Source organism: Granulicella mallensis (assembly GCF_014203225.1).
Taxonomy (GTDB): Bacteria; Acidobacteriota; Terriglobia; order Terriglobales; family Acidobacteriaceae; genus Granulicella; species Granulicella mallensis_A.
Map to the genome: position 1 here is coordinate 1 of NZ_JACHIO010000007.1, position 24,975 is coordinate 24,975.

Below are 24,975 nucleotides of genomic sequence, written 5' to 3' on the forward strand. Positions count from 1 at the left end.
CAACACCTTGCGCCGAAGATCATCGCTATACGCTCGCGCCATCTCCTAACAATCACCCAAACCCAAACAATTGAAAAGTATCTAGATCTATACCCAAAAGTAAAATGGTCTAGAACAAAGGATTGTGCGATGGTATGTCATCTATCTTTAGGGCCAACGGCCCGTTTCATACCAGCCTGAGGCAAAGCGAATCCAAGTCAACACGCGACAGCGTGTTGGCTCAGGGAGCGACGCCCCAGGTTAGCGCAGGATTGGAAGTTGAGGGCTGTAAGCCCGACTCATAGTGCCTGCACAAAAGATGAATCGGGCTTACAGCCCTCTGCTTTCGAGTTGATCCTGTACCTGGGGCTACGCTTGCAGCGAGCTGAAAACCGCTCGCTGCTGCGCTCCACCCCAGGCTGGGATGAAACGGGCCCTTGGCCCTAAAGGCGGATGACACCCTAAGGTGACGACGCCTGGCTTGCGCAGGCTCATCCTGTCGATCGCCTGAAGTCTTCCGCCAGGAGAATTGCCTCGGCGATCTCGCGCATGGACTTGCGGCGCTGGCGGCTCTCGCGTTGCATCATCTGGTAGGCTTCTTCTTCGTTCAGGGATAGATCGCGTTGCAGTACGCTCTTTGCGCGGTCTACCGCCTTGCGGGTTTCGAGTCGTCCTGTGAGCTGCATGTTCTCCGACTCCAGCCTGGCGCGTTCGATCTCCGCGCCGACGAGAAACCCAAGCGTAGAGAGAAGTCTGATCTGCTCGGTGGTGTGCCGGTACGTCATGCGGTGCTGAAGGTTGATAACGCCGACCACGCGGCCGGCGCAGAGAATCGGCGTGCACAGCATCGCTTCAAAGTGATCTTCCGGGATGTTCTTGAAGGCTTTGAAGCGGGGGTCGTTGGAGGCTGCGGAGGCGATCGCTACAGGTTGCCGGTGCTTCGCAACCCAGCCCGTAACGCCTTGTCCCACCTGGACGCCGATGTGGTCGATAAGTTCCGCGTGCGGATTCTTGGAGGCACGCAGCACGAGTTGTTCGCCTTCGAGCACATAGATGAAGCAGGAATCGCAGGGGATCACGCCGGAGATGAAGTCGACGATACGATCAAGTACAAGATGCAGCGAATCTGCCGCCGCGATGCGGCTACTGATCTCGTGCAGGAAGTCCATCTCCGCGAGTCCATCGCGAAAGCCTGCCATGGTCGGAGTGGAGACAGCTACACGGCGCACCTGTTTAGCGGGCGTTGTCTCTCTTTCGCCTTCCACTGCAGGCTGCGAGGCGACCGCTTCCATCTCGCCGTTTCGCTTCTTTACCAGCAGCCCTGAAGAGTATTGCGCTGCTTCGTTGACCATGAAGCCCATCTTGGGGCGCGAAGGTTCAAAGTCCGGCTCGAGGCCGTAGTGGGCGAGCTCTTCGGAGGTCGTAGGTCCTATCGAGACCACAACCGCTTTGCCCAACGCCTCGCGCAACTCGTCCCGAACGCCCATTTGCTCGGCCACGCGAAACAGGTGAATCGCCTGGACGGCCGTCATGAAGAGCACCACATCAACGGATCCGCTCAGAATGCCGAGCACACACTCCCGCAGGGGTTGCAGATCTTCGGGGAGCGCCCATTGATAGACGGGCACCTTGGTCAGCTCACGGGTGCGGCTGCTGAGCTCTGCGAGCAGCTCGGGATTGGAGGCTCCGTACTCCTGCACTGCCACGCGCATATCGCCCAGCGCCTCGCCGTAGGCGGCTTCAATAGCGTGTAGAAGCTCATGCCAGGTGCTCGGTTCCTCCGAGACCACATCGGCGTTTATCTTCAACTCGCGCAGCGCCGAGTTCGGCTTGGCTCCACGCACTGCAATCTTTATCTTCCGCAACGCAGCCAGAAAGTCTTCGCGGTCGTAGCGGGTCTGCACGATCTCGAGCATCGCCCGCACGCCGACTCCCGTCATGAAGATGAGGAGATCGAAGCGCCCTTCCAGCAGGTGGGCAGCAAAATCCAGTACGTGCTGGTTCGACTCGAGACCCACCTCGCGCATGGCGGGCACGACGATTGGCTCGCCGCCATAGGTGAGGATCAGCTTCTCGACCTCTTTGGCACGACGCGATTCCAGCGCCAGTACCCGAAGTCCATTGAAGCTTGCATGTGCCAACGCTTCCTCCACGTTTGTAGTTGTCAGAGTCCAGGCTCTTACCCGTGCATCGCACTTGGGCGATGCACGGAATCTTCGGTTGAGCGAGAGTCCGTATCCTGATGATAGACGCGACTCTGAGAAGCGGCCAATAGAAGGCGATACGTCCGGTTAAGACGAGGACGTGTATCAAATTTCGTTCCAGGTTTAGTCAGACCGCTGGTTTGAAGGGGTCAGGGCTCTGCTTTGAAAGGGCGGGGCTTCAGCCCTGCTGATGGAACTGCTCCGGAATCGTTTCCTCCCGTGGCTAAACAGGCTGCGCAAACATCTCCATTTGATCTTTAGGGCCAACGGCCCGTTTCATCCCAGCCTGGGGCAAAGCGAACAGGGTCACCACGCAACAGCGTGGTGGCTCCGGGAGCGACGCCCCAGGTTAGCGCAGGAGTAGAAGCAGAGGGCTGTAAGCCCGACTCATCGTGCGGGCACTATGAATCGGGTTTACAGCCCTCTGCTTCCCGTATGGCCCTGTACCTGGGGCTACGCTTGCAGCGAGCTAAAAACCGCTCGCTGCTGCGCTCCACCCCAGGCTGTGATGAAACGGGCCCTTGGACCTAAAGATCAAAACTCTCTTCCCATCTAAGAGTTTTTCCGCAGCCTGTTTAGCCTCTGCACGTAGCGACTTCAACGGCGGGGCTGAAGCCCCGCCCCTTCAAAGCAAAGACTTGGATCCTTCTGTTTGCCAGCCATTTCCCCACAATTTCAAGCTCCATCTTGCATTGGCACCCGATTTGCCCTACACTTTGCTCATCGAGCCGTTCTTTCGGACCTCTCGATTGCGTTGCGGCACTCCGACGTGCCCGGTACTTAGAACACCCCGTACATTCCAAGCTCCACGAAGAGCCTTGATCGTAATCAGCAATCCCTACAGGGATCTCTGCTGTACGCACTCTGGCTTGCGCCCTCTTTCCGTTGCCCTTCTCTGCGACAGGAAGAACCGCACGAATACTCCGCGCCTCTGCGCACGGACGACCGCTTCACGAGGACCTTGGGTATGGACACGAGCGCCATCGTCAATTCGGCTGAGTTCACCAGTGAGCAGAAGGAGTACCTTCAGGGCTTCTTCGCGGGAGTAGCCCAGCGCGGCCTCGCCCCCTTCGTGGGCCACACCGCGGATGGCCGCATCACCAGCGACCCCAATCAGGCTACTGAGCCTCTCTGGTTCAATACCCCGGTTGAAGATCTCGCTCGCGAAGAACGCTGGAAGTACGAGCAGGATCCCTTCTCCCTCTGGGACAAGCTTCTGCAGTATGCGAACCGGAATGAGCCACCCACCGACGACGATCGCTTCCGGATCAAATACTTCGGACTCTTCTACGTTGCTCCCGCGCAGGATTCATTCATGCTTCGCCTGCGTATCCCGGGCGGCATTCTCTTTACCCACCAGCTCCGCGGGCTGGCCCAGATGGCCGAGGAATGGGGCTCCGGTCGGGCTGACCTTACCACGCGCAGCAACCTTCAGATCCGTGAGTTCCAGCCCAAAGATATCGTCCGTGTGCTTAACCGCCTGCAGTCGCTTGGAATGACCTCACGCGGCGCGGGTGCGGACAACATCCGCAACATCACCGCCTCGCCCACGACGGGCCTCGATCCGCAGGAGTTGCTGGACGTCGCTCCGCTGGCCGACGCGATGCAGGCTTACATCTCGAACTCGCCGGACATGTACCTCCTGCCGCGCAAGTTCAATATCGCGTTCGATAATGGCGGCGCGATCTCCGTCGTTGCGGATACCAACGATATCGGCTTCATCGCCGTCGAGGTCAGGGAAGGCCAAAGCGTTCCTGCCGGTGTCTACTTCCGCGTGCTGCTCTGCGGCATCACCGGACACCGCCAGTTTGCTACCGACTGCGGCCTGCTTTTGCGGCCCGATCAGACGGTCGCGGTTGCGGCTGCCATGGTCCGCGTCTTCACTCAGCACGGCGACCGCACCGATCGCAAGAAGGCACGGCTGAAGTATCTGGTCGATCGGTGGGGCGTAGAAAAGTTCCTGTCTGAGACAGAAAAGCTCCTCGCCTTTCCGCTCATCCATGTCCCGGCCTCCGAGTGCGAACCACGTCGTCCCATCGACCGGGCTGGCCACATTGGCGTTCATCCCCAGGCGCAGTCCGGAACGCACTACATCGGTGTCTCCATCCCCGTCGGCCAGCTTCCTGTCTCCCAGATGAGAGCGCTGGCCGATATAGCGGACCGCTTCGGCAACGGCGAACTGCGTCTCACCGTTTGGCAGAACCTGCTGATCCCCAACATCTCTAGCGAGCATCTCGAAGCGGCAAAGGATGCGCTAGTCGCTGCCGGTCTCAACTACAACGCCGGCACCGTTCTTAGTGGAACGATCGCCTGTACGGGCAACCAGGGATGCCGCTTCGCTGCCTCCGATACCAAGACGCACGCTGTCGCTCTTGCGCGTCAGCTCGACAAAAACTTTCCCTTGCTCGACCAGCCGATCAACCTTCACGTCACGGGTTGCTCTCACTCCTGCGCCCAGCACTACGTCGGCGATATTGGCCTGATGGGCGTCAAGGTTGGCGGCGAAGAGGGCTACCAGGTCTTGCTCGGCGGAGGCACGGACCAGCAACAGGGAATTGCGCGCGAGCTGATTTCTGCTATCAGGTTCTCCGATCTGTCTCCGGTGATGGATCGCCTCTTTCAGGCCTATATCGGCAAGAGAAATAGCGAAGAGTCTTTTCTAGACTTCACCCGCCGTCACGATCTCGAAGAGCTCAAGGCGTTCTGCGTTTATGAGGAGAACTGAACGAATGTCCCATCAAGTTCCATTGATTCCGGACAACGCTCCCTTCACTCTTGAGCAGCGTGGCTGGCTCAATGGCTTCCTCGCGGGCCTGTACTCCACCGCGCCAACGAACCAGGCTGCGGAAGTGCCGCCCTCGTTGAAGATCGCGGTGTTCTATGCTTCGCAGTCCGGCACCGCCGAGGGGCTGGCCCGCAAGGTCGTCAAGGACCTCAAAGCCAAGGGCCACATCGCATCACTGATCTCGCTTGAGGGCTATACGCCCGCAGCACTTATCGCCGAACGCTATGCCATCTTCATCGCCAGCACCTATGGCGAAGGCGACGCACCGGACGCCGTGCGTCCTTTCTTCGAGCAGCTTTGCCTCGAACACTTTCCTTGTTACGAGAACCTCTCTTACTCCGTGCTCGCGTTGGGGGATTCCAGCTACGAACACTTCTGCAAGTTCGGTATCGATCTCGACACCAGGCTCGCCGCACTAGGCGGCGTTCGCATCGCCAACCGCATCGACTGCGACGTTGATCTTGATGAGCCCTTTGCCCAATGGAAGCAGGCTCTCTACGCCGGGCTCGACGACATGGCCTCCGCTCGCCCTGTTCACACAGCGCCGCCTGCCTCGATCGCCTCTGCCAGCAAGGTCGAGGAGCCTATCGCCGTTACGCATACGCGCGAAAACCCTTACCTTGCGCCTCTTGTCGATAAGCGCCCTCTCACCCACGACGTATCCAGCAAACTCACGCTCCATCTCGCCTTCAACATCAGCGGCTCAGACGTTACGTACGATGCCGGTGATGCCTGCGGCGTCATTCCCCAGAATGACCCCGGTCTCGTCGAAGAGATTCTTCATGCGCTCAACTTCAACGGAACGGTTCCCATACAACTCCCGAAATCCGGAGCCACCAAACTCTACGATGCGCTCCTCAACCATCTCCAGATCACCCGCCTGACCCGCAAGATGATCGAGGCCTACGCCACGATCGGAAAGCAGTCGGCGCAGTGCCACATGCTCACCAGCCTCCTCGTCCCCGAGCAGCAGGGATTTCTAGAAAAGTACACCTACGATCGCGGCCTCATCGACCTTATCCACGATTACCCCCACATTCTGCACGATCCTGCCGATTTGGTAGCCATGCTGCCGCGTCTCTCCCCGCGTCTCTACTCCATCTCTTCCAGTCCCTACGCCCACACCGGGGAGATACACACCACCGTCGCTGTCGTCCGCTACCGCTCGCATAATCGCGAACGTGGCGGTGTCTGCTCGACTCTCTTCGCGGATCGCACGGCCACGGGCGAGGCTCTCCCTGTCTATATCCAGCCGAATAAACGCTTCCGTCTTCCTGCGGATGCTGCGGCGCCCATCATCATGATCGGCCCTGGCACGGGGATCGCTCCCTTCCGCGCATTTCTGCATCAGCGCCGCGCTCTCGGCCACACCGGCCGCAACTGGCTTTTCTTTGGGGAGCGCAGCGCCGCCACCGACTTCCTGTATCGCGATGAGCTTCTTGCCATGCAGGCTGACGGCCATCTCACACGCCTCGACCTCGCTTTCTCCCGCGATCAGGAACACAAGATCTACGTTCAGGACCGCATGCTCGAGCAGGCTGCGACCTTCTATCAATGGCTCGAAGAAGGCGCGAGCCTCTACGTCTGCGGCGATGCCTCGCGCATGGCCAAAGATGTAGATGCCACGTTGCATGCGATCGTCGAGCAGCAATCCGGTTTGTCTGCGGACGCTGCCTCTGAATACGTCAACGCTCTCAAAGATCAGCACCGCTACCACCGGGACGTCTACTAGCACCTCTGTCTGAGCTAAAGGAAACCGAATGTCTCTTCCGCTGCACGAACTCGCGCACAACGATTCCACGAACGCTATCGTGCGTCTGACGGAGAACGGCATCGAGTTCTTTCCTGCGCCTGCAGCGGAAGTAAAGACCAGCCTTATTCCGGCACGGCCTCTCGGACCGGGTGAGCAATATCGCTTTCACTTCGACATGACCAGGTGCATCGGCTGTCGCTCCTGCGAGGTCGCTTGCAATGAGCAGAACAACACGCCACCGGATTTGCGTTGGCGGCGCATCGGCGAGATTGAAGGCGGCACCTACCCCAATACCGACCGCTTCTATCTCTCCATGGGCTGCAACCACTGCCTCAGCGCCGAATGCATCAAGGGCTGCCCGGTCGACGCCTACACGAAGGATTCCATCACCGGCATCGTCCTGCACTCCGCCGACGCCTGCATCGGTTGCCAGTACTGCGTCTGGAACTGCCCCTACTCCGTTCCACAGTTCAATCCGGAGCGCGGCGTTGTGGGCAAATGCGATATGTGCCACGGTCGTCTTACCGATGGGCTCGAACCGGCCTGCGTTAACGCCTGCCCTGAGGCCGCTATCGAAATCGAGATCGTCGATCAACTCGAGTGGCGAAGTGACTATGCTGCCGGCAATGCACCCGGTATGCCCAATGCGGGCGTCACGATCTCGACCACTCGCATTACTCTTCCGGAAGGCGCTCAAGCCAGCCTGGAACGTGTCGACATCGAGACTCTCCGTCCTGAGCATCCGCACTGGTCTCTTGTCTGGATGACCTCACTCATCCAACTCTCCGCGGGAACTCTCGTTGCTGCTCTGCTCTCCCATCACGATGGTCCCATCACTCTCACGCTCATCCTCGCGCTCACTGCGTTTACGCTCAACATCTCTGTGCTTCACCTCGGACGTCCCGCCTATGCCTGGCGTGCTCTCAAGATGTGGCGGCGCTCCTGGCTCTCTCGCGAGGTACTACTCTTCGGTCTTTTCTTTGGGGCCTTAGCCACTCTCACCGCAGCCACGTGGATTGACAGCCTGCACCTACTCCCCATCGCGCCCATCGTCCTGTTGTTCCTCAAGGTCTGCGCGCCTGTCTTCGGCATCGCCGGCATCCTGGCTAGCGCCTACATCTATCTTGTTCCTGCGCGTCCTGCGTGGAACATGCTTCACACTCCCATTGATTTCCTTCTCAGCTCTGGGGTACTTGGCTCCGCGGCAGCTCCCCTACTCCTTCGAGCCACCAACCTTCAACGCGTTATCCCGCAGCTCCACTTCATCGCTCCATCGCTAACCGCAAGATCCTTTCCCCTCTGGCCGCTGGTTCTTTGTTCTGTTCTTTGGATGCTGAACCACATCACCCGGGCGATTCGCCTCCATCACTCTGAAACCTACGAGCATCGCGCAGCCGCATCGTTGCTCAACACGGACAGCCTGCGCGGCACCTTCCTCGTGGGCTTTGCCTTCATCGGTATTGCCATCATGCTTTCTCTTGCGGGAATGCCTCTTCTCGCGTTGCCCGCTGCGCTCGCCGGAGTTCTTTCCGCGCGCTATCTCTTCTTCGTGTCCGTCGTGCCGCTCAACATGGCACTCACCTTCGTCAGGAGCGTCCACGCATGAGCCCTCTCCTCACCCAGTTCAAACGCCTCGTCGGCATCGATATCCGCAGCGAGAAGTACACCTACGCCAAGGATGCCACCTTCGGCTACACCGCCACCTCACGAGTCCCCGACAAGTGGGTGAAGACCACCTGTGGGTACTGCTCGGTAGGCTGCGGCATGCTCCTCGGTGTGAAGGACAATAAGGCCGTTGCCGTGCGCGGCAATCCCGATCATCCGGTCAATCGCGGAAAGCTCTGTCCTAAAGGGCTCTCCGAACACCACATTCTCGAAAATCCCGGCCGCTCCAAACAACCCCTCCTGCGCAAAGACGGTGTCCTTACTCCCGTCTCCTGGGACGAAGCGCTCGACACCATGGTCGAGCGCTTTCGCGATATCCAGTCGCGCCATGGCAACGAGTCCCTGGGTGTCGTCGGCACTGGCCAATTACTCACGGAAGAGTTCTACACGCTCGGCAAGCTTGTCCAACTTGGGCTTCGCACTCGCAACCACGATGGCAACACGACGCTTTGTATGGCAAGCGCTGTCTCTGGTTACAAGTTGTCCTTTGGCTCCGATGGGCCGCCGGGTTCCTATGCTGACATGGAGCAAGCCGACCTCATTCTGCTCATTGGGGCCAACATCGCCGACAATCATCCCATCCTCTGCCATCGTGTTGATCGCAGTCCCGGCACCAAGCCGCGCAAGCTCGTCGTCGTCGATCCTCGCGTGACCAAGACCGCGATGATGGCCGACATCCATCTCGCCATCAAGCCGCGTGGCGACATTGCCCTCATCAACAGCATCGCTCATATCCTCATCCGCGAAGGCCTCATCGACACCGAGTACATCGCTCAGCACACCAACGGCTTCGCCGAGTTCGCAGAGTTTGTCTCCACCTTTACCCCCGCTCACGTATCCGCTGTGACCGGACTTACCGAAGCCCAGATCATCGAGACGGCCCTCCTCTATGGCCGCGCCAAAGCGGCTTTCATCGGCTGGACGATGGGCGTCAATCACTCCACGCAGGGAGCAGTTACGGTTGCCGCCATTAACAACCTCGCGTTGATCACCGGCAACATCGGCCGCACCGGAGCCGCTCCCTTTTCCATTACCGGCCAGTGCAACGCCATGGGCACTCGCGAGAGTGGTTTCACCTCTTCGCTTCCTGGCTATCGCAAGTTCGATAACCCGCAGGACCGCGAAGATCTCGCTCGCATCTGGAACATCCCCGTCGACCGCATCCCCACCGCTCGCGGTCTTGCTTATCCCGATATCATCGAAGCCGCCGTCCAGGGCCGCATCAAAGCTCTGTGGTTCATCGCCACCAACCCCGCTGTCTCTTTCCCCAACTACAAGCTACTCGAGCAGGCTCTTCGTTCTGTCGAGTTCCTTGTGGTGCAGGACGGCTTCCACCCCACGCCCACCAGCGAGTTTGCGGACCTCGTTTTGCCTGCCGCTATCTGGGGAGAGAAGGAAGGCACCTACACCAACTCCGAGCGGCGTGTCTCCAAGGCCAATCCTGCCGTCCGTCCTCCTGGCGAAGCTCGCCCTGACTTCGATATCTTTCTCGCCCTGGCGGAAAAAATGGGAGTTCGCGATGAGCTTTATCCCAACTGGAAGACTCCAGGCGATGCGTATCAGGAGTGGCAGCGCGTCTCTGCGGGACGCATGTGTGACTACAGCAAATTTTCGTGGCAGCAGATCGACGATGCCAACGGTATCCAGTGGGGCGGGGAATCGCTCTATCGTGACGGCGTCTTTCCCACCGCCGATGGGCGAGCCAAGCTGCATCTCGTGCCCTGCGAACCCTTCGTCGAACAGCCTGATGCTGAATACGACTTCATCCTGAACACCGGCCGTACTGTGGAGCATTGGCACACCCGCACCAAGACCGCAGAGGTAGAGCTCCTCGACAACATGGTGCCTAACGCTTGGCTTGAGATCAACCCTGCCGACGCGGCGCGTCTCGACCTCAAGCCCCATGATCGGGTCACCGTCCATAGCCGTCGTGGCGCTGTCGCGGACCTTGAACTCCGCATCACGGGCATCGTCGCTCCCGGCCAGGTCTTCATGCCCTTTCACTTTGCCGAGACCAACTCCAACATCGTCACCCTCGGCGCATTCGATCCCATCTCGCGCGAGCCCAACTTCAAACAATGCGCCGTTCGTATCGAACGCACACCCATGCGCGACCGGCGCAAACAGATATCGAGAAGACCCGCTCCTCCCAACCTCAACCCCCACAAACTGCACGCATCGTCACCCAAAAATCTCTAACGGAGCGACCCTATAGCAAATCTCCTGTAGGTGTATCGCGAAACCACAACGCTTATGGCCGTTTTTCCCCAGAAAAACGGTGCTGTACGCCCGATTCCACTTCACAGTAACAGGAGATTGCTCTAAGCCATGGCAAACATGAAAGCCTTCCTCAAATCGGGCCACCCGCCAACCCTCTTCGCGGCCTTTCTCTACTTCGATTTTTCTTTCGCCGTCTGGGTACTTAACGGAGCCATGGGGCCCTTCATCTCCGAGCAGTTTCATCTCTCGCCTGCCCAGGTCGGTCTGATGGTCTCCGTCCCCACCCTCGCCGGTGCTTTCATGCGCTTCCCCCTTGGCGTCCTCTCTCAATACATCGGGAGAAAGAAGGCGGCCATTGTAGAGATGTCGGCCATCGTACTGGCACTCGTCTTTGGCTTCCTCTTCGTTAAGTCTTACAACGATGTCCTCGCCATGGGAGTCCTGCTGGGCATCGCCGGAGCCAGCTTTGGAGTCGCTTTATCGTTGGGCTCCGGTTGGTTCCCGAAGCGATACAAGGGCCTCGCTATGGGGATCGCCGGAGCAGGTAATAGCGGTACGGCCTTAGCCGCTCTCTTCGCTCCGCGCCTCGCGATGCACTTCGGCTGGCAGCGGGTCTATGGCTTCGCCGCCGCGATGATGCTTCTTCCACTTATCGTCATGATTGTTCTCGCCAAAGAGCCGCCCGATATTGAGCATCAGACTCTTCGGCAACATCTCTCCTGCCTCTTCGAGAAGGACGGCTGGGTCTTCAATCTCATCTACATCATCACGTTTGGTGGATTCCTCGGCCTCGCCACCTTCCTGCCGTCCTTCTACTACTCGCAGTTTCACGTCACCAAGGTTCAAGCCGGCAGCCTCACCGTACTCGCAACTCTCACCGGTTCGCTTACCCGCGTCGTAGGCGGCTGGTTCGCGGATCGCGTCGGAGGCATCACCACTCTCTCGGTCGTCTTCCTCATTGCGGTCGCAGGACTCTTCGGCCTCATGACTGCTCCCTCTCTCCTCGCGACGACCCTGCTCTTCATGCTCTGCTTTGCCGCTCTTGGAGCAGGCAATGGCGCCACCTTCCAACTCGTCCCGCTACGCTGGCCCCTTACTACGGCGGTCGCGGGCGGCATGATCGGCGAGATCGGAGCCCTTGGTGGCGGCATCCTGCCGAACCTCCTGGGTCAATCCAAACAACACACTGGCTCTTACAGCGCAGGCTTCATTCTGTACGCCGGCCTCGCCATCGTTGTCCTGATCGTGATGCGTCTCGTCGCCCGCGTCTGGACTCGCACCTGGGTCACGACCGGTGGTCGCGCTATTCCATCTGCTTCGATGTTCGTCGCAGAGAGTGTGAGCCATGGAGATCTGGGGGAAGCTGTCCACGCCGAGGCCATCGTGTAGGCAGTATCCTGCCAAAGATAAAAAGTTGCAACGCTTTCATACTCGAGCGGGCTGGGCCAACTGCGAGGTTTCTGATCCTCATGGATTTAGAGAACGCTGGATGACTCTGGAGGCCAGGCAGCCGGCGGCGACGATAGACACATGGCGCCAGTTCGGGATCGTTCCTGCCATAGGCCAATCCATCGTCTCTACCTCTTCTATCCAATCGCGTGCGGCCTTTCTCGCTTCATCTGAGCCATACCTTCCAGCAATCGCCCCATAAAAAGCTCCTAACTCCTTTTCTGCCGTCAGCAAGAGATCGGCAACCATCCCAACAGATGTTTGTTGAGCTTCAACAATTGAGTTCGTTTTTTCGTCATACATAAGGACCTATCTCCTGACTGGAACGGCATAATAACTCGGTGTATTGCTAATGCATTGCTTCTCCTTTCGGAGCTCCCTGACCGGGCTTGTTCTTACTTAGAATGAAGGCGCACGCTATCATGCCCATTGCCATCCAACAAAGCAGACGGTAGATATCCTGATACGCCATGGCGGCTGCCTGCTGATTGAGTTCCTGATAGATCTCAGCTCGTGCCATGAAGCCCGGCCCCGGCCCTTTCCCGCTTCCGCCGAAGTAAGAGGTAAGTGCGTTGATCCGGCTGACGAAGGCAGGATTACCAGGTTGCATATACTCCTGCAGATGTGCCTGATGGAAGAGTGAGCGGTTGGTGACAATCGCTCCGGTGGCAGCAATGAAGATGCTGCCGCCAACGTTGCGGACGAAGTTGATGATTCCCGAGACCTGGTTGCTCGCCTCTTTCGGAAGCCCGACATAGGCTGCGTTGGTGATGGCGATGAAGGCGAAAGGAATCGCGAACATCTGAAGTATGCGTAACCAGGAGGCAAAACCGAAGGTCATCGTCAGCGTGAAGTGCGTTGAGGTGTAATAGAACGCACCGGCAAAACAAGCGAACCCGAACGCAGCCATGTTCCTTGCCGGGAACTTGCCGGTAGCCACTCCTGCCAGAGGCATAATGACGAGCAGGGCAACACCTCCGCCCGCGAGCGCTTCTCCGGCGCGGGTTGCCGTATAGCCCATTAGCTGTTGCAGGAATTGCGGCTCAAGTACAGTTGCAGCATTCAAGACACCGCCGACCAGAATCATGAGCAGGCAGCAGATGGCGAAGTTCTTGTACTTGAAAAGCCTCAGATTCATGATGGGATTCTTAGCACGCCACTGCCACCAGATCAGGCCAGCCATCCCAGCAACGAACAGTAAGCCACAGGTGAGGATTAAGTTGGAGGCAAACCAGTCGTTCTCTTCACCTTTATCGAGCATGATCTGCATGCCGGCCATGGCAACGGTCAGCAGACCCAGGCCGATGTAATCCAGCTTCTTGAGGTTGGAGCGGTCGGCCTTGATCCAGGGCGGATCTTGAACCAGCCGGCTCACCAGAAAGAAGGCAAGAATGCCAACCGGCAGGTTGATATAGAAGATCCACCGCCATGAGTAGTTGTCCGTAATCCAACCGCCGATCGTCGGTCCGAGGGAAGGCGCAAGTACAGCGACAAGGCCATAAAGCGCGAAGGCCTGGCCTCGTTTCTTCGGTTCAAATGAATCTGCCATGATGGCCTGCGCCATTGGCTGTAGACCGCCACCTCCAACGCCCTGAAGAACACGAGCCAAAAGCAGGATCGGAAGTGTCGGCGCAATACCGCAGAGAAAGCTTGCGGCGGTGAAGATCGTAATGCAGAGCAGAAAGAAATTCTTACGGCCGATGACGCTCGATGCCCACGCGCCAACCGGCAGAATGATTGCGTTGGAAACAAGATAGCTGGTGAGTACCCAGGTTCCCTGACTCGTGCTGGCTCCGAGGTCGCGCCGGCAATGTGAGGAAGGGCAACATTGGCAATGGAGGTATCGAGAACCTCCATGAAGGCAGCCAGCGCAACCGTCGCTGCGATGAGCCACGGGTTGACATCAGGTTTCCATTGCCCGCTACTAGAGACCTCTGCTGCCATTACATTCCTTTCCAGTGAAGCGATTTTCCGCACACCGACTACGTCCGTTGATACCCGTTCATGCGCCTATAGACTTCCCATCGCAGTTTCATCCGTTAACGTCATTCGTCATTCAAAAACAAACTGTATCTGAAAGCGTATTGTATGTAAAGAAGCATCGCTGGAGGGTCCAATGATGGCTGACTCAGGCGCAGGCGGAATATTGGCAGCCAAAGGCATTTCCGCGGTTCACGATGGCACCAGCGACTCTCGTGGAGCTGCCAAGGGCTTCGACCACGAGCACACATCGAGTGCCGGACAAGGGATGTGGAAGAACGGAGAGGATGAGCGAAAGGACTCCCGCTTCAAACTGATTGTTGCTATCGAGCAGTGGGTCTGCCTGGTGCTAGGCGTCGCCTGCATCGTCTCAGGGGTCTGGGGAACCTTCCTGAAGATCAATCAGAATGTTTCTCCTGCATACCTTGCATGGTTGGGATCGGCTTACGTGCCGACGTTGCGGGTAACCGCAGCCGGGTGCCTCGTCATGGGATTGGTGCTTGTCCGCCGCGGAGTGACGTAGTCCTGACTCCGCTCTGCGAACACCTTATCTGCGCAAAAGGGCTAAGGAGGAAACAGCATGAAAGACGACGTTGAAGATATTCCGATGGTCTATTTGTTGTATGTACTTCTCGCGATTGCCGGGGTTGTGTGCATAGCAGTCGTCCTGGTGATGCAATTGTTTTGACGCTTCCAGTCCTTCGCACAGGTCCCAGAATGTGGAAGTGTATCGACGAGGCGGAATCGAATGTTCGCCCACGAAGCCGGTGTTGGCGAGTGCTCTGCAGATAGGCTATAAGTGTATCTGGATGCAGAGTGTTCATTCTATCCAGTCTGGAATCTGAGCGATGTGAAGGTGATCGGACATCCGCAGCATTCGCATATGGCCTCAGAAACAGTTGATGAATTGCGGGAACAACCTAAGGGCCAAGGAACCAAATGCCTGTGACTAGAGCAAAAACACGGAAGCGGCTCACCCGAGAGGAGAGCCAGGCGCAGACCCGCGCTGCACTGATCGCCGTGGGCCGCAAGCACTTTTTGCGTTACGGGCTTGGCGGTGCCGTGGCGGAGAAGATCGCGGAGGATGCTGGTTATTCTCGGGGCGCTCTGTATTCCAATTTCGGCGGTAAAGAGGAATTGTTTGTCGCTGTCATCCAGGAGGAACAGGCGCATCGGCTGGATTTCTTTCGGTCTCTGCTGAAGGAGGAGCCTTCAGGGAAGAAACGGTTGAAGAAAATGCGGGACGCCATCGCCGAACTGATGACGGACCACGATTGGATCGTACTCCGTGCCGAATTCGAGGTCGGAGCTCTTCGCAGCGAACGTATCCGGCAAAGCTTTGTTGAAGCGCATCGGCAGCAGATTCGCGACGGAGGTGATCTCATCAGAGACCTTGTGAAAGCTCCTGAAGTCTCTTCGAAATTGATGCCGGATGATTTCATTACGGTTATCATCAATCTCGCTCACGGTCTGGCAGTTACCCAGAGAATCCTTGGCGCAGAACAGTCGCAGAGAAGCACACGCAACCTGATCCAATCTCTGTTTGATCATTTGATATCGTCTGCGTGATCGATCGTCTCGCATTGCTGGTCTGCAAGTCGAACGGGTGTAGTCGTCTGCTGAATGTCCTCGCCGAAGACCGTGGTCACGGTCTTCGGCGAGCCGCGGCATCCTGGTTAGATGGACATGCCCCCGGAGACCTCAATACGCTGGGCGTTCACCCAGCGATTGTCGTCGGAAAGCATGGACGCGATCATTGGTCCGATGTCGTCCGGCATGCCTACACGCCCGAGCGCCGTCATCGCCGCAACCTGCTTGTTGACCTCGGGATTGTCGCGGACCATACCGCCGCTGAAATCGGTAGCGACCGCTCCTGGAGCGATGCAGTTGACTGTAATTCTGCGTGGGCCTAATTCCTTCGCCATGTATTTGGTAAGAACTTCAACTGCGCCCTTCATGGATCCGTAGGCGGAGCTGCCGGGATAGATGATGCGGGTCAGGCCTGACGAGATGGTCAAAATCTTTCCGCCATCCTTGATCAGCGGAAGGAGCTTCTGTGTCAGGAAGAAGACGCCTTTAAAATGCACGTTGTAGAGGCCGTCGAAATCTTCTTCTGTCACCTTGTCGAAGGCGGCGTGGTGCGAAGTGCCGGCATTGTTGATCAGAAAGTCGAAGCTTTCCGCGCCAAGCTCCGACAGCGCGTCTTTCACTCTCAGCACGAACTGATCGAAAATGCCGATTTTTCCAGCGTCAAGCTGCAAGGCAATGGCCTTGGCTCCCAACTCGCTGGCTTTGGCGACGACCTTGTCGGCTTCTGCACGATTGGAGTTGTAAGTGAAGATCGAGTGGACCCCTCGTTCGGCGAGATTGAGTACAGTATTGCGGCCGAGTCCGCGGCTTCCACCGGTTACGATAGCGATTGCTCTACTGCGAAATGCGTTGTTTTCTGCTGCCATGCTCCGCTCCTTCATATCTTCCTGTGATTGAGGATAGGTTCAGCGTGCTTAGAAGAGAATGCCGAAACTCTCCCTTTTCTTGCCTATTCCTGCTAAGAAGCCTAGGGTTGATCCAGGAGTAAGGGCGAACATGCTTCGTGATTTGGTACAGGCGGTCAAGCATTACACGGACGCGCAGACCGGGCAGAGCCCGTTTGTTACGGAGATCGCAGGGCTTACCATTCTTCGATCGGATCACGAGAAACGTCCGAACCACCTCATCTTCAAGCCTGCTCTGTGCATCACTGTTCAAGGCGCCAAGTCCGCCATGTTCGGCGACCAGCGGTTCGATTATGGTGCCGGGCAAGCGCTGGTGGTGAGCGTCGAGATGCCGGCGTTTGGCACCGTCGTCGAAGCAAGTCCAAGCGAGCCGTATCTGGGCATCATTCTTGAGTTCGACCTCGCGATTATGCGCGAGGTCATCGATGAGACAGAAGCGCCGCCAACGGCGAGTCCGAAGGTGAGTAGGGGTGTTTGTGTGGCTGACTTCGACGGACCCCTTGCGGACTGCGCTTTGCGTATGGTGCGCCTGCTTGGCACGCCTAAGGCAATTCCGATGCTCTATCCGGCAATCATGCGCGAGATTTGCTATTGGCTACTGACAGGACCACAGGGCGGTGACGTAGTAAAGATGACGCTGACCAATCCCCACACGCAACGAGTCATCAGCGCAATTCATAATTTGCGTGATCGCTTTGCGGAGTCCGTTCGCATCGAGGAGCTTGCAGCGATAGCGCGAATGAGTCCCTCTGCATTTCATCGCCAGTTCAAGGCAATCACGTCCATGACGCCGCTTCAATACCAGAAGCAGCTACGGTTACTTGAAGCGCGGCGACTGATGGTCTCCTCTGGAGCAAACGTGGAGACAGCCGCATTTCAGGTCGGCTACGAGAGTCCCTCGCAGTTTAGCCGCGAGTACTCTCGCATGTTCGCGATGCCTCCTCGTCGCGATATCGCAGCGTTCAAAGGAACTGCAGCCTGATGTCCTCAGCTTCCTTTACCTCATGCACCTCATCGTCTTAAACGCCGATCGACGAATGACGGAGTAACCTCCGAAGCTGGTTTCCCAAAGGTATCCGCGCGTCCCTCTGTGCGGTTGGCGAGTTCCGTATCAGATTCGCTGCTTCCCTCAACTTTCAGAAACTTCATGAGGTAGATGGCGGGGACGGCGTGCAGCGCATGGTACTCCGCCAGCTTGTTTGTTTGCTCGAAGACATGACGTTCGGGTTCGGCGAAGGCGGGTTCGTTGAGTGTGAGGAGTTCGAAGCCGCGACGGCTAAAGGCGGCAATGATCTCAGTCATGGTGAGCGGGTTGGCGGGAAGCTCAATGCGCTTGCCATCAAGATAAAAACAGCGAATCCAATGGCGTTGTGCAGCCGTTGTAGGGTGCATATCGGAAAGGAGAATGTGTCCGCCAACGCGGAGGATACGAACGCACTCGCCTGCGAAGGCATCCAGATCTGCGAGGTAACTCAACACGAAAGAGGCAAGGATAAGATCAGTGGACGCGTCGGCGGCGGGCAGGGTGGTGGAGTCACTGAGGTGGAGGGCGGTGGTGAGAGCGAGCGTGACGCGTGCCTTTTCCAGCATGGCGTCGGAGGCGTCCGTGCCGGTGAGAGTCCTGGGGGCGAGGAGCTCAATTTGCTTTAACCAGCGCCCGGTACCGCAGCCTATGTCGAGGACATCAAGGCCCTTGATCGGCGGCATCATCGGAGGGAGCGTGCGCTGTTCGAGCAGAAGCAGGGGATTGGGCTGAGTGTCGTAGACCTCAGCCCAATCATTGAAGAGCGCACGTGTGCCGGTGTTCACAAACTTTCCCGTTTTGGTCTGCGCAGAGCGATGAACTGGTTAGCGAGGTGGAGCTCGAACGGAAAGCTATAGAGATGCAGCGTATAACGCCACGCGCTCAGCACCTGAAGGAAGATACGACTCCAGCGAGGCGCCCGGATGTCCTGGACCGTGGGCCAGCGGGATGCGACGACGGTCTCGAAGTTGTCGATGAGGAGCTTGGTCTTCCGCTTGAGCCAGGGGGCATTGGTATCGATACGAAGGGTGAAGTTCATCCACTCTTCGGTAGCCCAGCCCGCTGGGGTATCGGGGAAGGGGACCTCGATGTTGCCATACATGCCATCACCGGCCTGATGGGGCTGAGGAGTGGGAGTGTAATGCTGGATGATGATCTCGGAGTCCGGATTGATGCGCTTGATCTTGCGAATAAAGCGCAGGGTTTCGCGGGTATCGCGGTCGGGATCGTTGGGGTTGCCGATGACGAAGGAAAACTCCGGGATGATGCCAAACTGGCGAGTGCGGCGTGCGATCTCGAGAGTCTGAGCCGTGGTGATGCCCTTCTGCATCTCCTCAAGCACCCAGTCGGAGCCTGACTCCGCGCCGAAGAAGATCATCGCGCAGCCGGCGCGTTTGATGGAGGCCCATGTCTCGTCTGAATAGCGAGACATGATGTCGACACGGGCTTCACACCACCAACGAAGGTTCAGATGGGCCATGCCGTCGCAGAGTTCGCGGGCCTTATCTTCGCGAAGGAAGAAGTTCATATCGTAGAACTGGACGGAGTCCGCACCGTAGTTCTCTACGAGATGCGTAAGTATGGCAATGGTGCGCTCGGGGGACTCGAACTTTTCCTTGTTGCCGTAGGCTGCGTGAACTCCACAGAAGCTGCAGTTGAAGGGACATCCGATGCTGGCGTGATGTACGGCTGTTCGCTTTCCGAAGAAGGATGGGCGAAGGTATTTTTCAACGGGGAGGCGGTGGAAGGGGGACCAGGGGAACTCGTCCGGCCCCTTCATGGGACGCTCACCGTTGTCGCGGCGCAGGCCGAAGACGTCCTTGTATAAGAGACCCTTGATGGTGTCGAGTTGGCGGTTACCGCGAAGGGCGTCGAGGAGTTCCAGAAGGGTGTCTTCGCCCTGGCCGCGAACCACGTAATCGACATAACGGGCATTGAGCGCGGCGTCGGGATAGATGGAAGGGAAGTAGCCGCCCCAGCAGATAGGGACCTCGGGACGGAGCCTGCGAATCTCGCGAGAGGTCTCCATGGCCGCGACCATCTGGGGGCCGGGCATCGCGGAGACGCCGAGAAGCTCAACGTTGTGGGTGGAGATGAGGTCGAGAATGCGTTGGGTCGCATTGTCTTCCGCGTTGCCGTCTACGATCTCGTAGTCGACCTTCCCTTCGAGGACGGCGGCGAGGGCAAGCACTGCCAGAGGCAGTCGGCTGTTGCGTGGCTTCGTGGCGCGGGGATGGTAGAGGATGATCATTGCGAGACTTTCTCGAAGCACAGCAGGACGTGGTCGCCTGTGCTGCGCAGGAGCGGCACACGGGCGAGAAGAGATTCAAGACGGCAAAGAAGCCGAAAGGCAGTCGGATGGTTGCGAGCCCATGGTTCGAGGTAAGAAGGAGGTACCGCGACGCCGATTCCAGTGGTGGAGCGGAGCCGGAAGTGCGGGCTGAAGCTACGAAGGATCTGCTTGAGGCTCGGATAGTAAACATCGAGCGAGACGCCGTCGATGGTGGCCTGTGTATGACCGCTCAGTCTGCGAAACGCTTTTTTCTTCTGGCCGAGAGCAAGGTAATAGAAGATCTCCGTCAGACAGACACGGGTTGAGAAGCAGAGCAGGAGCCGGTCCCCATCCTTGACGAGAGGGGCGAGCGATGCGGCGACAGGGGCGAGGTCCTTAATACAGTTGAGCCCGGAGAAGTTGGAGAAGACACCGTCGAAGCGACGGGCGGGAGCAAATTCCTTGATACGCTCCGTGGGGAGATGGCAGAATACGACGGGCAACGGAACGGATTGAGCTTTGAGCCGTTGCTCGGCGTGCGTGATCATGTCCTGCGAAGCATCGCAGGACATGACAGAGATGTCGTGCTGGGCTAGGAAAAGGGCATCCTCGCCGGTGCCGCAGTTCAGCTCCAGAATGTTGTCGCCAGCATGGAAGGTTTCGAGCAGGATCTTCCAGACAGAGCTGCGCTGAGCGCGACCGATGAGTGTGTCCGTGAACTTATCGTCATAGACGGGGGCGAGACGGTCGAAGGCGGCTCCGGCAGCATGAACAGTGGTGGAGAGAGGAGAAGCTATCATGCCTCTACCTCGTACTGCGTAGCCAGAAGGCCCTGGCGTGAGTCTGTAATGCTCTGTGCGAGATTGTTTATGAGGGCTATGTCTTGCCCTCCGCCGTCTGTGAGTTTGGCGAGTGCTACTTCGTCGCGGAGAAGCTTGTCTGCGTGGGCATAATAGGCGCGGGAATGACGACCCTTGATTTTGATCTCGCGGTCTGAACTCTTGCCCCACGGACCGAGTTGCACCAGCTTGCTCTGGATCTGCTGGTAATAGGGTGTGCCTTTGATGGGATAGGAGACGGTAGTAAAGAAGATGTCAGGCTTCGATTTGCTGACATGATGAATGGTCGCCTCGATGTCCTCCATCTCCTCGCCTTCATAACCCCACATCAGGAACATGCCGCTCTGGATGTTACGTGCGCGTGTCTGCTCGATGGCGCGTTGAACCTGTTCTACCTTTACGCCGCGGTCCATGGAGTCAAGCAGCCGCTGCGAACCTGATTCGGACCCGATCCAAATGCGGAAGCAGCCAAGCTCTGCGAGCAGATCCAGCATCTCTTCATTGAGCCGGTCGGCTCGCGATATGCACTCGAAGGGGATGTGTAGATTGCGGCGACGCATCTCGCCTGCATACTTGCGGATCCATTCGTGGTTGATGGTGAAGACGTCGTCCGAGATCCAGGCGATGTCTGGTGTGTACTCATGGAGGAGGAACTCAAGTTCGTCGACGACCTTGAGCGGATCGCGGCGGCGGTGGGTCTGCCCGTAAACCTGGTGGCTGCACCAGCGGCATTTATACGGGCAGCCACGGGCGGTGATGAAGTTGACGGAACCCTGTTGGTGATGGGTACGCCAGGTATCGACATAGCGATGAAGATCGATGGCGTGACGCGCAGGCCACGGCTGTGCGTCAAGATCCGCGATCTGGGCCCGTGGCGGATTCTGATGGTAGTGCCCAGTCTCATCGAGGAATGCGACCCCGGCGATCTTGGATCTCCAGTCGGCGTCCGTCTGGTCTGCGCGTGCGCGCAGGGCAGTCAGCAGCTCCTCCATGGTCGCCTCGCCTTCGCCGAAGACCACGAATTCCGCGCCAGACTCCAGGTATTCCTGCGCATAGGCTCCAGGTTCCGGACCACCGACGACGACACGCCAGCCGGCTTCGCGCGCGACTGCCATGATCTCTACAGCATTTGTCCGCGTCATCAGGTTGGCATAGATGCCGAGCACCGTTGGAGTCTCGGTGCGCAGGTGATGAATGAGGTCTGGCTTGCTGGAGAAGGTCGTGTCAAATACATCGACGTCAAAACCCCGCGCGCGCAGATGGGAACATAGATAGAGAATCCCCAGTGGAGCATAGGGCTTCATGATCTGGATCTCTTTCGGATCATCGAAGAGAAAATAACCGTGGGTAAGCAGAAGGTCCGGCATCAAGCTCTCCTTTTCTATGTTTGGCTATTGCTCGATGTTATACGCGGGACTGTGAGCAGGGTACTGACTGGGTTAGCAGGCATTGGCTTGGAGCGACGGTTCGATCAGAGACCTCTAACATGCAGCCTCCGCAGGAGTCTTGGCGAGGCGCTTGGCATCGACAGCGGGTTTTTGTGCTGTCGACATGCGCTTTTTCAGCTTGTTGTTGAGCCAGATCTCCACGGGATACTTATAGACATCGTGGTCGAGGCGCCAGCGGGCCGGAAGCGAGAGGCTCTTTTGAGCGATACGGGTGATGGGGCCGCGCGTGTCCGTTGCGATGGGGATACGGTCGAAGGCGATACGGAGATAATCGCGCGTTATCTGGAGGCGTTCATGCTCTTTGCCCTTGAGCCAGGGAAGCTGGGTATAACGCGGGAAGTAGTCAGCCCAGCCTTCGAGGGTCTTGGGAACTTCTATGCCCATCTCCTCGGAGCGCTTCATGATGGGGGAACCGGGATAGGGAGTGAAGATGTTTGTCCAGAACTCGGCGCCAGGAAAGCGGCGGCAGACGTCCATCATAAAGTTGACGGTTTCGCGGCGTTCCGTCAGGCCCTCGCCCGGGAAAGCGAAGATGATATTGAAGGAGGGCCGGATGTCAGCGGCAAGACAGCGTGCGGCGCTCTCGTAGATCTGGTCGAAGTCCTGGAACGTCTTATTCATCAACTGCAGGATCTTGGGGGAGCCGGAGTCGACGCCCTGGCAGATCTGCTGCAAGCCCGCGCGGCGGAGTAGTTTCAAATCCTCAGGTGAGAGGCGGGCGACCATATTTGTCGTGGCTTGCACGCTCCACTTGAATTGTGACTTCTCGCGTACAAGGCCTTCTGCGATGCCTCGTACGCGGTCGAGATCGACCATGAAGTTATCGTCGACCACCCACAACATCTCCAACTTATAGCGGCGGGTGAGATCGACCGTCTCTTCAACGAACTGTTCGGGCGGCAGGGCGTTCCACTTGCGGCCGTAGACACCGGCGTTCGTGCAGTATCCGCAGTTGAATGGGCACGCAAGGGAGGAGGTATACATGGCCCAACGCTTGCCGCAGCCGCGCTCGTAGGCATCGAAATCAGCAATGTGATAAGCCTTGGGAGGCATATCCATGAGTGGCTTGAGGGGGCGCTCAGGCGTCATGATGAGCTTACCGCCGCGTTTGAAACCAATACCTGCTATGAGGTCAGGGGCGGAGTGGCTCTGGAGGTGCTGCACGAGTTCAAGGAGAGCATCCTCGCCCTGCCCGCGAACGACGTAGTCCACACAGTCAGCCTGAAGAGTCTGGTCGGGAAGAAGAGAGGGATGCCATCCGCCGAGGATGATGGGAAAATCAGGATTCCATTCCTTAACCGCACGCGCGATCTCTACCGTTTCGCGAATCATGGGACCGGTGACGAGCGAGATGCCCAGGCAGACGGCGTCACGAACCTCTTCGAGCACACGCTGCTTGAAGTTGGGGGTGATGGTGGAGTCAATGAGAACGATGTCGAAGCCAGCTCGTATGAGCGGGGTTGCGACAGCCAGGATCCCTAGAGGCGCCGTTGCTTCTGAACTAGCGAAGGAAGGGAAGAAGAAGACGATTTTCCTGGATGAGACGGAGTTCTTGGGCATATAGACGACGCTCCTCTATTGAGATCTTGCCGTTTCGCTGTTAAGAGCGTGTCACATCGGTGTCTACGAATTGTCAGGAGTTTGTCATTTATGTTTGGTGTGAGTTGAAGGCTCTTTCCAGGCAAATTCGTTCGTGGAAATGGTGACGAAGCGCGGACAAAGTGGTGACAAACCAATCACCCATCCTTCCTACACTTTGTTAGTCAACCGGTATGCAGAAGATGGAAGTTTTCAGCTTCAACCAGCCAGGTGCAGGAAGGGAAAATTGTTGACGACCGAACTTCTTAAACAGGGATCTCCCGAGGCGACTATCGCTCCCAAGCCAGGCACGATAGAGGAGGATCTCCTTTGCAATATGGAGTTGCCGCTCCGTGGTGTCTTTTATCCTCTTGGCTTTCCTGTCGAGATCGTCACCAATGAGCAAGCCGTTCTGGACGCCGCTAACGATAGCTGGGGATATCTTCGTCCGCGGCAGATGAACTCCGTGGTGCAGCTCCGCATCAGTGTTAGTGAAGGAGGCGGTTCCGAGTGCCCTCCCACGCCTGTTTCCCGGGCTAACCGTCACTTGTTTTCGATTGTGGCGGACACAGACAATCAGGCTATCGTCGATCTTAAAGCAGGCTTTGCCGCCGTCTGGCTGAATCAGGCGACGATACGTCACAGTTTGTATCTTCGCTATTACTTTCTTGAAGGCGCTGCGTACATTCTTCTCTGCTCGTCAGCCGTAACCTCTCTGCACGCAGCCTGTGTCAGCCGGTACGGGCGAGGTATTCTTTTGTGCGGCGACTCCGGGGCCGGCAAGTCTTCTCTGTCCTATGCCTGTGCCCGTGCCGGATGGACCTATACTTCTGACGACGCCAGCTATCTTCTGCATGGCACGGATGATCCCCGGGTCATCGGCAACTCGCATCAGGTACGTTTTCGGCCGACGGCCAAGACACTCTTTCCGGAGCTGGAAGGCCGTGCACTCACTCCGCGGGCAGAGGGCAAACCGTCCATTGAAGTTCCTACCTCCGAGTTGCCCGGGCTCATTACAGCGAGCGAGGCGAAAATCGACTTTATCGTCTACCTCAAGCGAGGGCCGTCAGAGACGGGGGAACTGACACCGCTACCCGATGGTGCTGCGATAGAGCGCATTCGAGAAAATTTATATCCTATCGCTGAAATTCGTGCGATCCATGAAGAGGCCGTGCAGGTACTATCCGGCGTTCCTGCCTATGAACTGCGATATCGCGACTTCGATCACGCTATCGGACAACTCGACCGTCTCGTCCGCTCCCACGCGTAGGCTCCGGGGCCTGG

18 protein-coding genes are annotated in these 24,975 nt (G+C 57.8%); 9 read left to right on the forward strand and 9 right to left on the reverse strand.

The genetic code is table 11. From position 1 onward, the window contains the following. Positions 1 to 470 precede the first annotated feature (470 nt). The gene (locus HDF15_RS09215; RefSeq protein ID WP_184254874.1) at positions 471 to 2,120 is read right to left on the reverse strand and encodes a uroporphyrinogen-III synthase; all 1,650 of its coding nucleotides are present in this window, start codon (positions 2,118 to 2,120) and stop codon (positions 471 to 473) included. A gap of 1,030 nt (positions 2,121 to 3,150) precedes the next feature. Here HDF15_RS09215 and HDF15_RS09220 point away from each other — a divergent pair. From HDF15_RS09220 to HDF15_RS09240, 5 genes are all read left to right on the forward strand, one after another. Further along, a complete protein-coding gene (locus tag HDF15_RS09220; RefSeq protein ID WP_184254876.1) occupies positions 3,151 to 4,908 on the forward strand; it encodes a NirA family protein in 1,758 nt (585 codons plus the stop codon). A 4-nt stretch (positions 4,909 to 4,912) separates the two neighbouring features. Further along, positions 4,913 to 6,700: a sulfite reductase flavoprotein subunit alpha gene (locus HDF15_RS09225; protein ID WP_184254878.1), complete on the forward strand. Its 1,788-nt coding sequence runs from the start codon at positions 4,913 to 4,915 to the stop codon at positions 6,698 to 6,700. Between the two features lie 28 nt (positions 6,701 to 6,728). After that, positions 6,729 to 8,327, forward strand: a complete 1,599-nt coding sequence (locus HDF15_RS09230) for a DmsC/YnfH family molybdoenzyme membrane anchor subunit (RefSeq protein WP_184254879.1) — start codon at positions 6,729 to 6,731, stop codon at positions 8,325 to 8,327. Beyond that, positions 8,324 to 10,585 (forward strand): molybdopterin oxidoreductase family protein, encoded by a 2,262-nt coding sequence (locus tag HDF15_RS09235; protein ID WP_184254881.1) that lies wholly within the window; start codon positions 8,324 to 8,326, stop codon positions 10,583 to 10,585. Before HDF15_RS09230 ends, HDF15_RS09235 begins: the two co-directional genes overlap by 4 nt. A 129-nt stretch (positions 10,586 to 10,714) precedes the next feature. Then, positions 10,715 to 11,995 carry a NarK/NasA family nitrate transporter gene (locus tag HDF15_RS09240; protein WP_184254883.1) on the forward strand — a complete coding sequence of 427 codons (1,281 nt, stop codon included), beginning with the start codon at positions 10,715 to 10,717 and terminating at the stop codon, positions 11,993 to 11,995. A 78-nt stretch (positions 11,996 to 12,073) separates the two neighbouring features. Here HDF15_RS09240 and HDF15_RS09245 read toward each other — a convergent pair whose 3' ends face one another. Both HDF15_RS09245 and HDF15_RS09250 read right to left on the reverse strand, forming a co-directional pair. Beyond that, positions 12,074 to 12,358: a hypothetical protein gene (locus HDF15_RS09245; RefSeq protein ID WP_184254885.1), complete on the reverse strand. Its 285-nt coding sequence runs from the start codon at positions 12,356 to 12,358 to the stop codon at positions 12,074 to 12,076. A gap of 46 nt (positions 12,359 to 12,404) precedes the next feature. Beyond that, positions 12,405 to 13,949 (reverse strand): DHA2 family efflux MFS transporter permease subunit, encoded by a 1,545-nt coding sequence (locus tag HDF15_RS09250; protein WP_311733070.1) that lies wholly within the window; start codon positions 13,947 to 13,949, stop codon positions 12,405 to 12,407. A 222-nt stretch (positions 13,950 to 14,171) separates the two neighbouring features. Between HDF15_RS09250 and HDF15_RS09255 the strand changes: the two genes are divergently transcribed. Together HDF15_RS09255 and HDF15_RS09260 are read left to right on the forward strand one after the other, a co-directional pair. Further along, positions 14,172 to 14,558 (forward strand): hypothetical protein, encoded by a 387-nt coding sequence (locus HDF15_RS09255; protein WP_184254887.1) that lies wholly within the window; start codon positions 14,172 to 14,174, stop codon positions 14,556 to 14,558. A gap of 497 nt (positions 14,559 to 15,055) precedes the next feature. After that, complete coding sequence (locus HDF15_RS09260) at positions 15,056 to 15,604, forward strand: TetR/AcrR family transcriptional regulator (RefSeq protein ID WP_221314357.1); 549 nt, start codon at positions 15,056 to 15,058, stop codon at positions 15,602 to 15,604. A 107-nt stretch (positions 15,605 to 15,711) separates the two neighbouring features. On the opposite strand, the gene HDF15_RS09265 is transcribed toward HDF15_RS09260, so the two are convergent. Continuing rightward, entirely contained in the window at positions 15,712 to 16,491 is a 780-nt protein-coding gene (locus HDF15_RS09265) for an SDR family NAD(P)-dependent oxidoreductase (protein WP_184254891.1), read from the reverse strand. A gap of 130 nt (positions 16,492 to 16,621) precedes the next feature. Here HDF15_RS09265 and HDF15_RS09270 point away from each other — a divergent pair, with 130 nt between their 5' ends. Then, the gene (locus HDF15_RS09270; RefSeq protein WP_184254893.1) at positions 16,622 to 17,512 is read left to right on the forward strand and encodes an AraC family transcriptional regulator; all 891 of its coding nucleotides are present in this window, start codon (positions 16,622 to 16,624) and stop codon (positions 17,510 to 17,512) included. 29 nt (positions 17,513 to 17,541) lie between these two features. Here HDF15_RS09270 and HDF15_RS09275 read toward each other — a convergent pair whose 3' ends face one another. From HDF15_RS09275 to HDF15_RS09295, 5 genes are all read right to left on the reverse strand, one after another. Beyond that, entirely contained in the window at positions 17,542 to 18,339 is a 798-nt protein-coding gene (locus tag HDF15_RS09275; protein ID WP_184254895.1) for a class I SAM-dependent methyltransferase, read from the reverse strand. Further along, the gene (locus HDF15_RS09280) at positions 18,336 to 19,805 is read right to left on the reverse strand and encodes a B12-binding domain-containing radical SAM protein (protein ID WP_184254897.1); all 1,470 of its coding nucleotides are present in this window, start codon (positions 19,803 to 19,805) and stop codon (positions 18,336 to 18,338) included. The genes HDF15_RS09275 and HDF15_RS09280 overlap by 4 nt, the downstream gene beginning before the upstream one ends. Further along, a complete protein-coding gene (locus tag HDF15_RS09285) occupies positions 19,802 to 20,626 on the reverse strand; it encodes a class I SAM-dependent methyltransferase (protein ID WP_184254899.1) in 825 nt (274 codons plus the stop codon). The genes HDF15_RS09280 and HDF15_RS09285 overlap by 4 nt, the downstream gene beginning before the upstream one ends. Further along, the gene (locus HDF15_RS09290; RefSeq protein ID WP_184254901.1) at positions 20,623 to 22,032 is read right to left on the reverse strand and encodes a B12-binding domain-containing radical SAM protein; all 1,410 of its coding nucleotides are present in this window, start codon (positions 22,030 to 22,032) and stop codon (positions 20,623 to 20,625) included. The genes HDF15_RS09285 and HDF15_RS09290 overlap by 4 nt, the downstream gene beginning before the upstream one ends. Positions 22,033 to 22,146: 114 nt before the next feature. Then, complete coding sequence (locus HDF15_RS09295; protein ID WP_184254903.1) at positions 22,147 to 23,673, reverse strand: B12-binding domain-containing radical SAM protein; 1,527 nt, start codon at positions 23,671 to 23,673, stop codon at positions 22,147 to 22,149. Positions 23,674 to 23,941: 268 nt separating this feature from the next. On the opposite strand from HDF15_RS09295, the gene HDF15_RS09300 reads away from it, so the two are divergent. Next, entirely contained in the window at positions 23,942 to 24,961 is a 1,020-nt protein-coding gene (locus tag HDF15_RS09300) for an HPr kinase/phosphorylase (RefSeq protein ID WP_260330969.1), read from the forward strand. Positions 24,962 to 24,975: the final 14 nt, after the last annotated feature.

What these genes read in the sequence shown, in the direction of transcription:
- HDF15_RS09220 (WP_184254876.1), top strand. Translation starts at nt 3,151, where the DNA reads ATGGACACGAGCGCCATCGTCAATTCGGCTGAGTTCACCAGTGAGCAG.
- HDF15_RS09225 (WP_184254878.1), top strand. Translation starts at nt 4,913, where the DNA reads ATGTCCCATCAAGTTCCATTGATTCCGGACAACGCTCCCTTCACTCTT.
- HDF15_RS09230 (WP_184254879.1), top strand. Translation starts at nt 6,729, where the DNA reads ATGTCTCTTCCGCTGCACGAACTCGCGCACAACGATTCCACGAACGCT.
- HDF15_RS09235 (WP_184254881.1), top strand. Translation starts at nt 8,324, where the DNA reads ATGAGCCCTCTCCTCACCCAGTTCAAACGCCTCGTCGGCATCGATATC.
- HDF15_RS09240 (WP_184254883.1), top strand. Translation starts at nt 10,715, where the DNA reads ATGGCAAACATGAAAGCCTTCCTCAAATCGGGCCACCCGCCAACCCTC.
- HDF15_RS09245 (WP_184254885.1), bottom strand. Translation starts at nt 12,358, where the DNA reads ATGTATGACGAAAAAACGAACTCAATTGTTGAAGCTCAACAAACATCT.
- HDF15_RS09255 (WP_184254887.1), top strand. Translation starts at nt 14,172, where the DNA reads ATGATGGCTGACTCAGGCGCAGGCGGAATATTGGCAGCCAAAGGCATT.
- HDF15_RS09265 (WP_184254891.1), bottom strand. Translation starts at nt 16,491, where the DNA reads ATGGCAGCAGAAAACAACGCATTTCGCAGTAGAGCAATCGCTATCGTA.
- HDF15_RS09270 (WP_184254893.1), top strand. Translation starts at nt 16,622, where the DNA reads ATGCTTCGTGATTTGGTACAGGCGGTCAAGCATTACACGGACGCGCAG.
- HDF15_RS09280 (WP_184254897.1), bottom strand. Translation starts at nt 19,805, where the DNA reads ATGATCATCCTCTACCATCCCCGCGCCACGAAGCCACGCAACAGCCGA.
- HDF15_RS09285 (WP_184254899.1), bottom strand. Translation starts at nt 20,626, where the DNA reads ATGATAGCTTCTCCTCTCTCCACCACTGTTCATGCTGCCGGAGCCGCC.
- HDF15_RS09290 (WP_184254901.1), bottom strand. Translation starts at nt 22,032, where the DNA reads ATGCCGGACCTTCTGCTTACCCACGGTTATTTTCTCTTCGATGATCCG.
- HDF15_RS09295 (WP_184254903.1), bottom strand. Translation starts at nt 23,673, where the DNA reads ATGCCCAAGAACTCCGTCTCATCCAGGAAAATCGTCTTCTTCTTCCCT.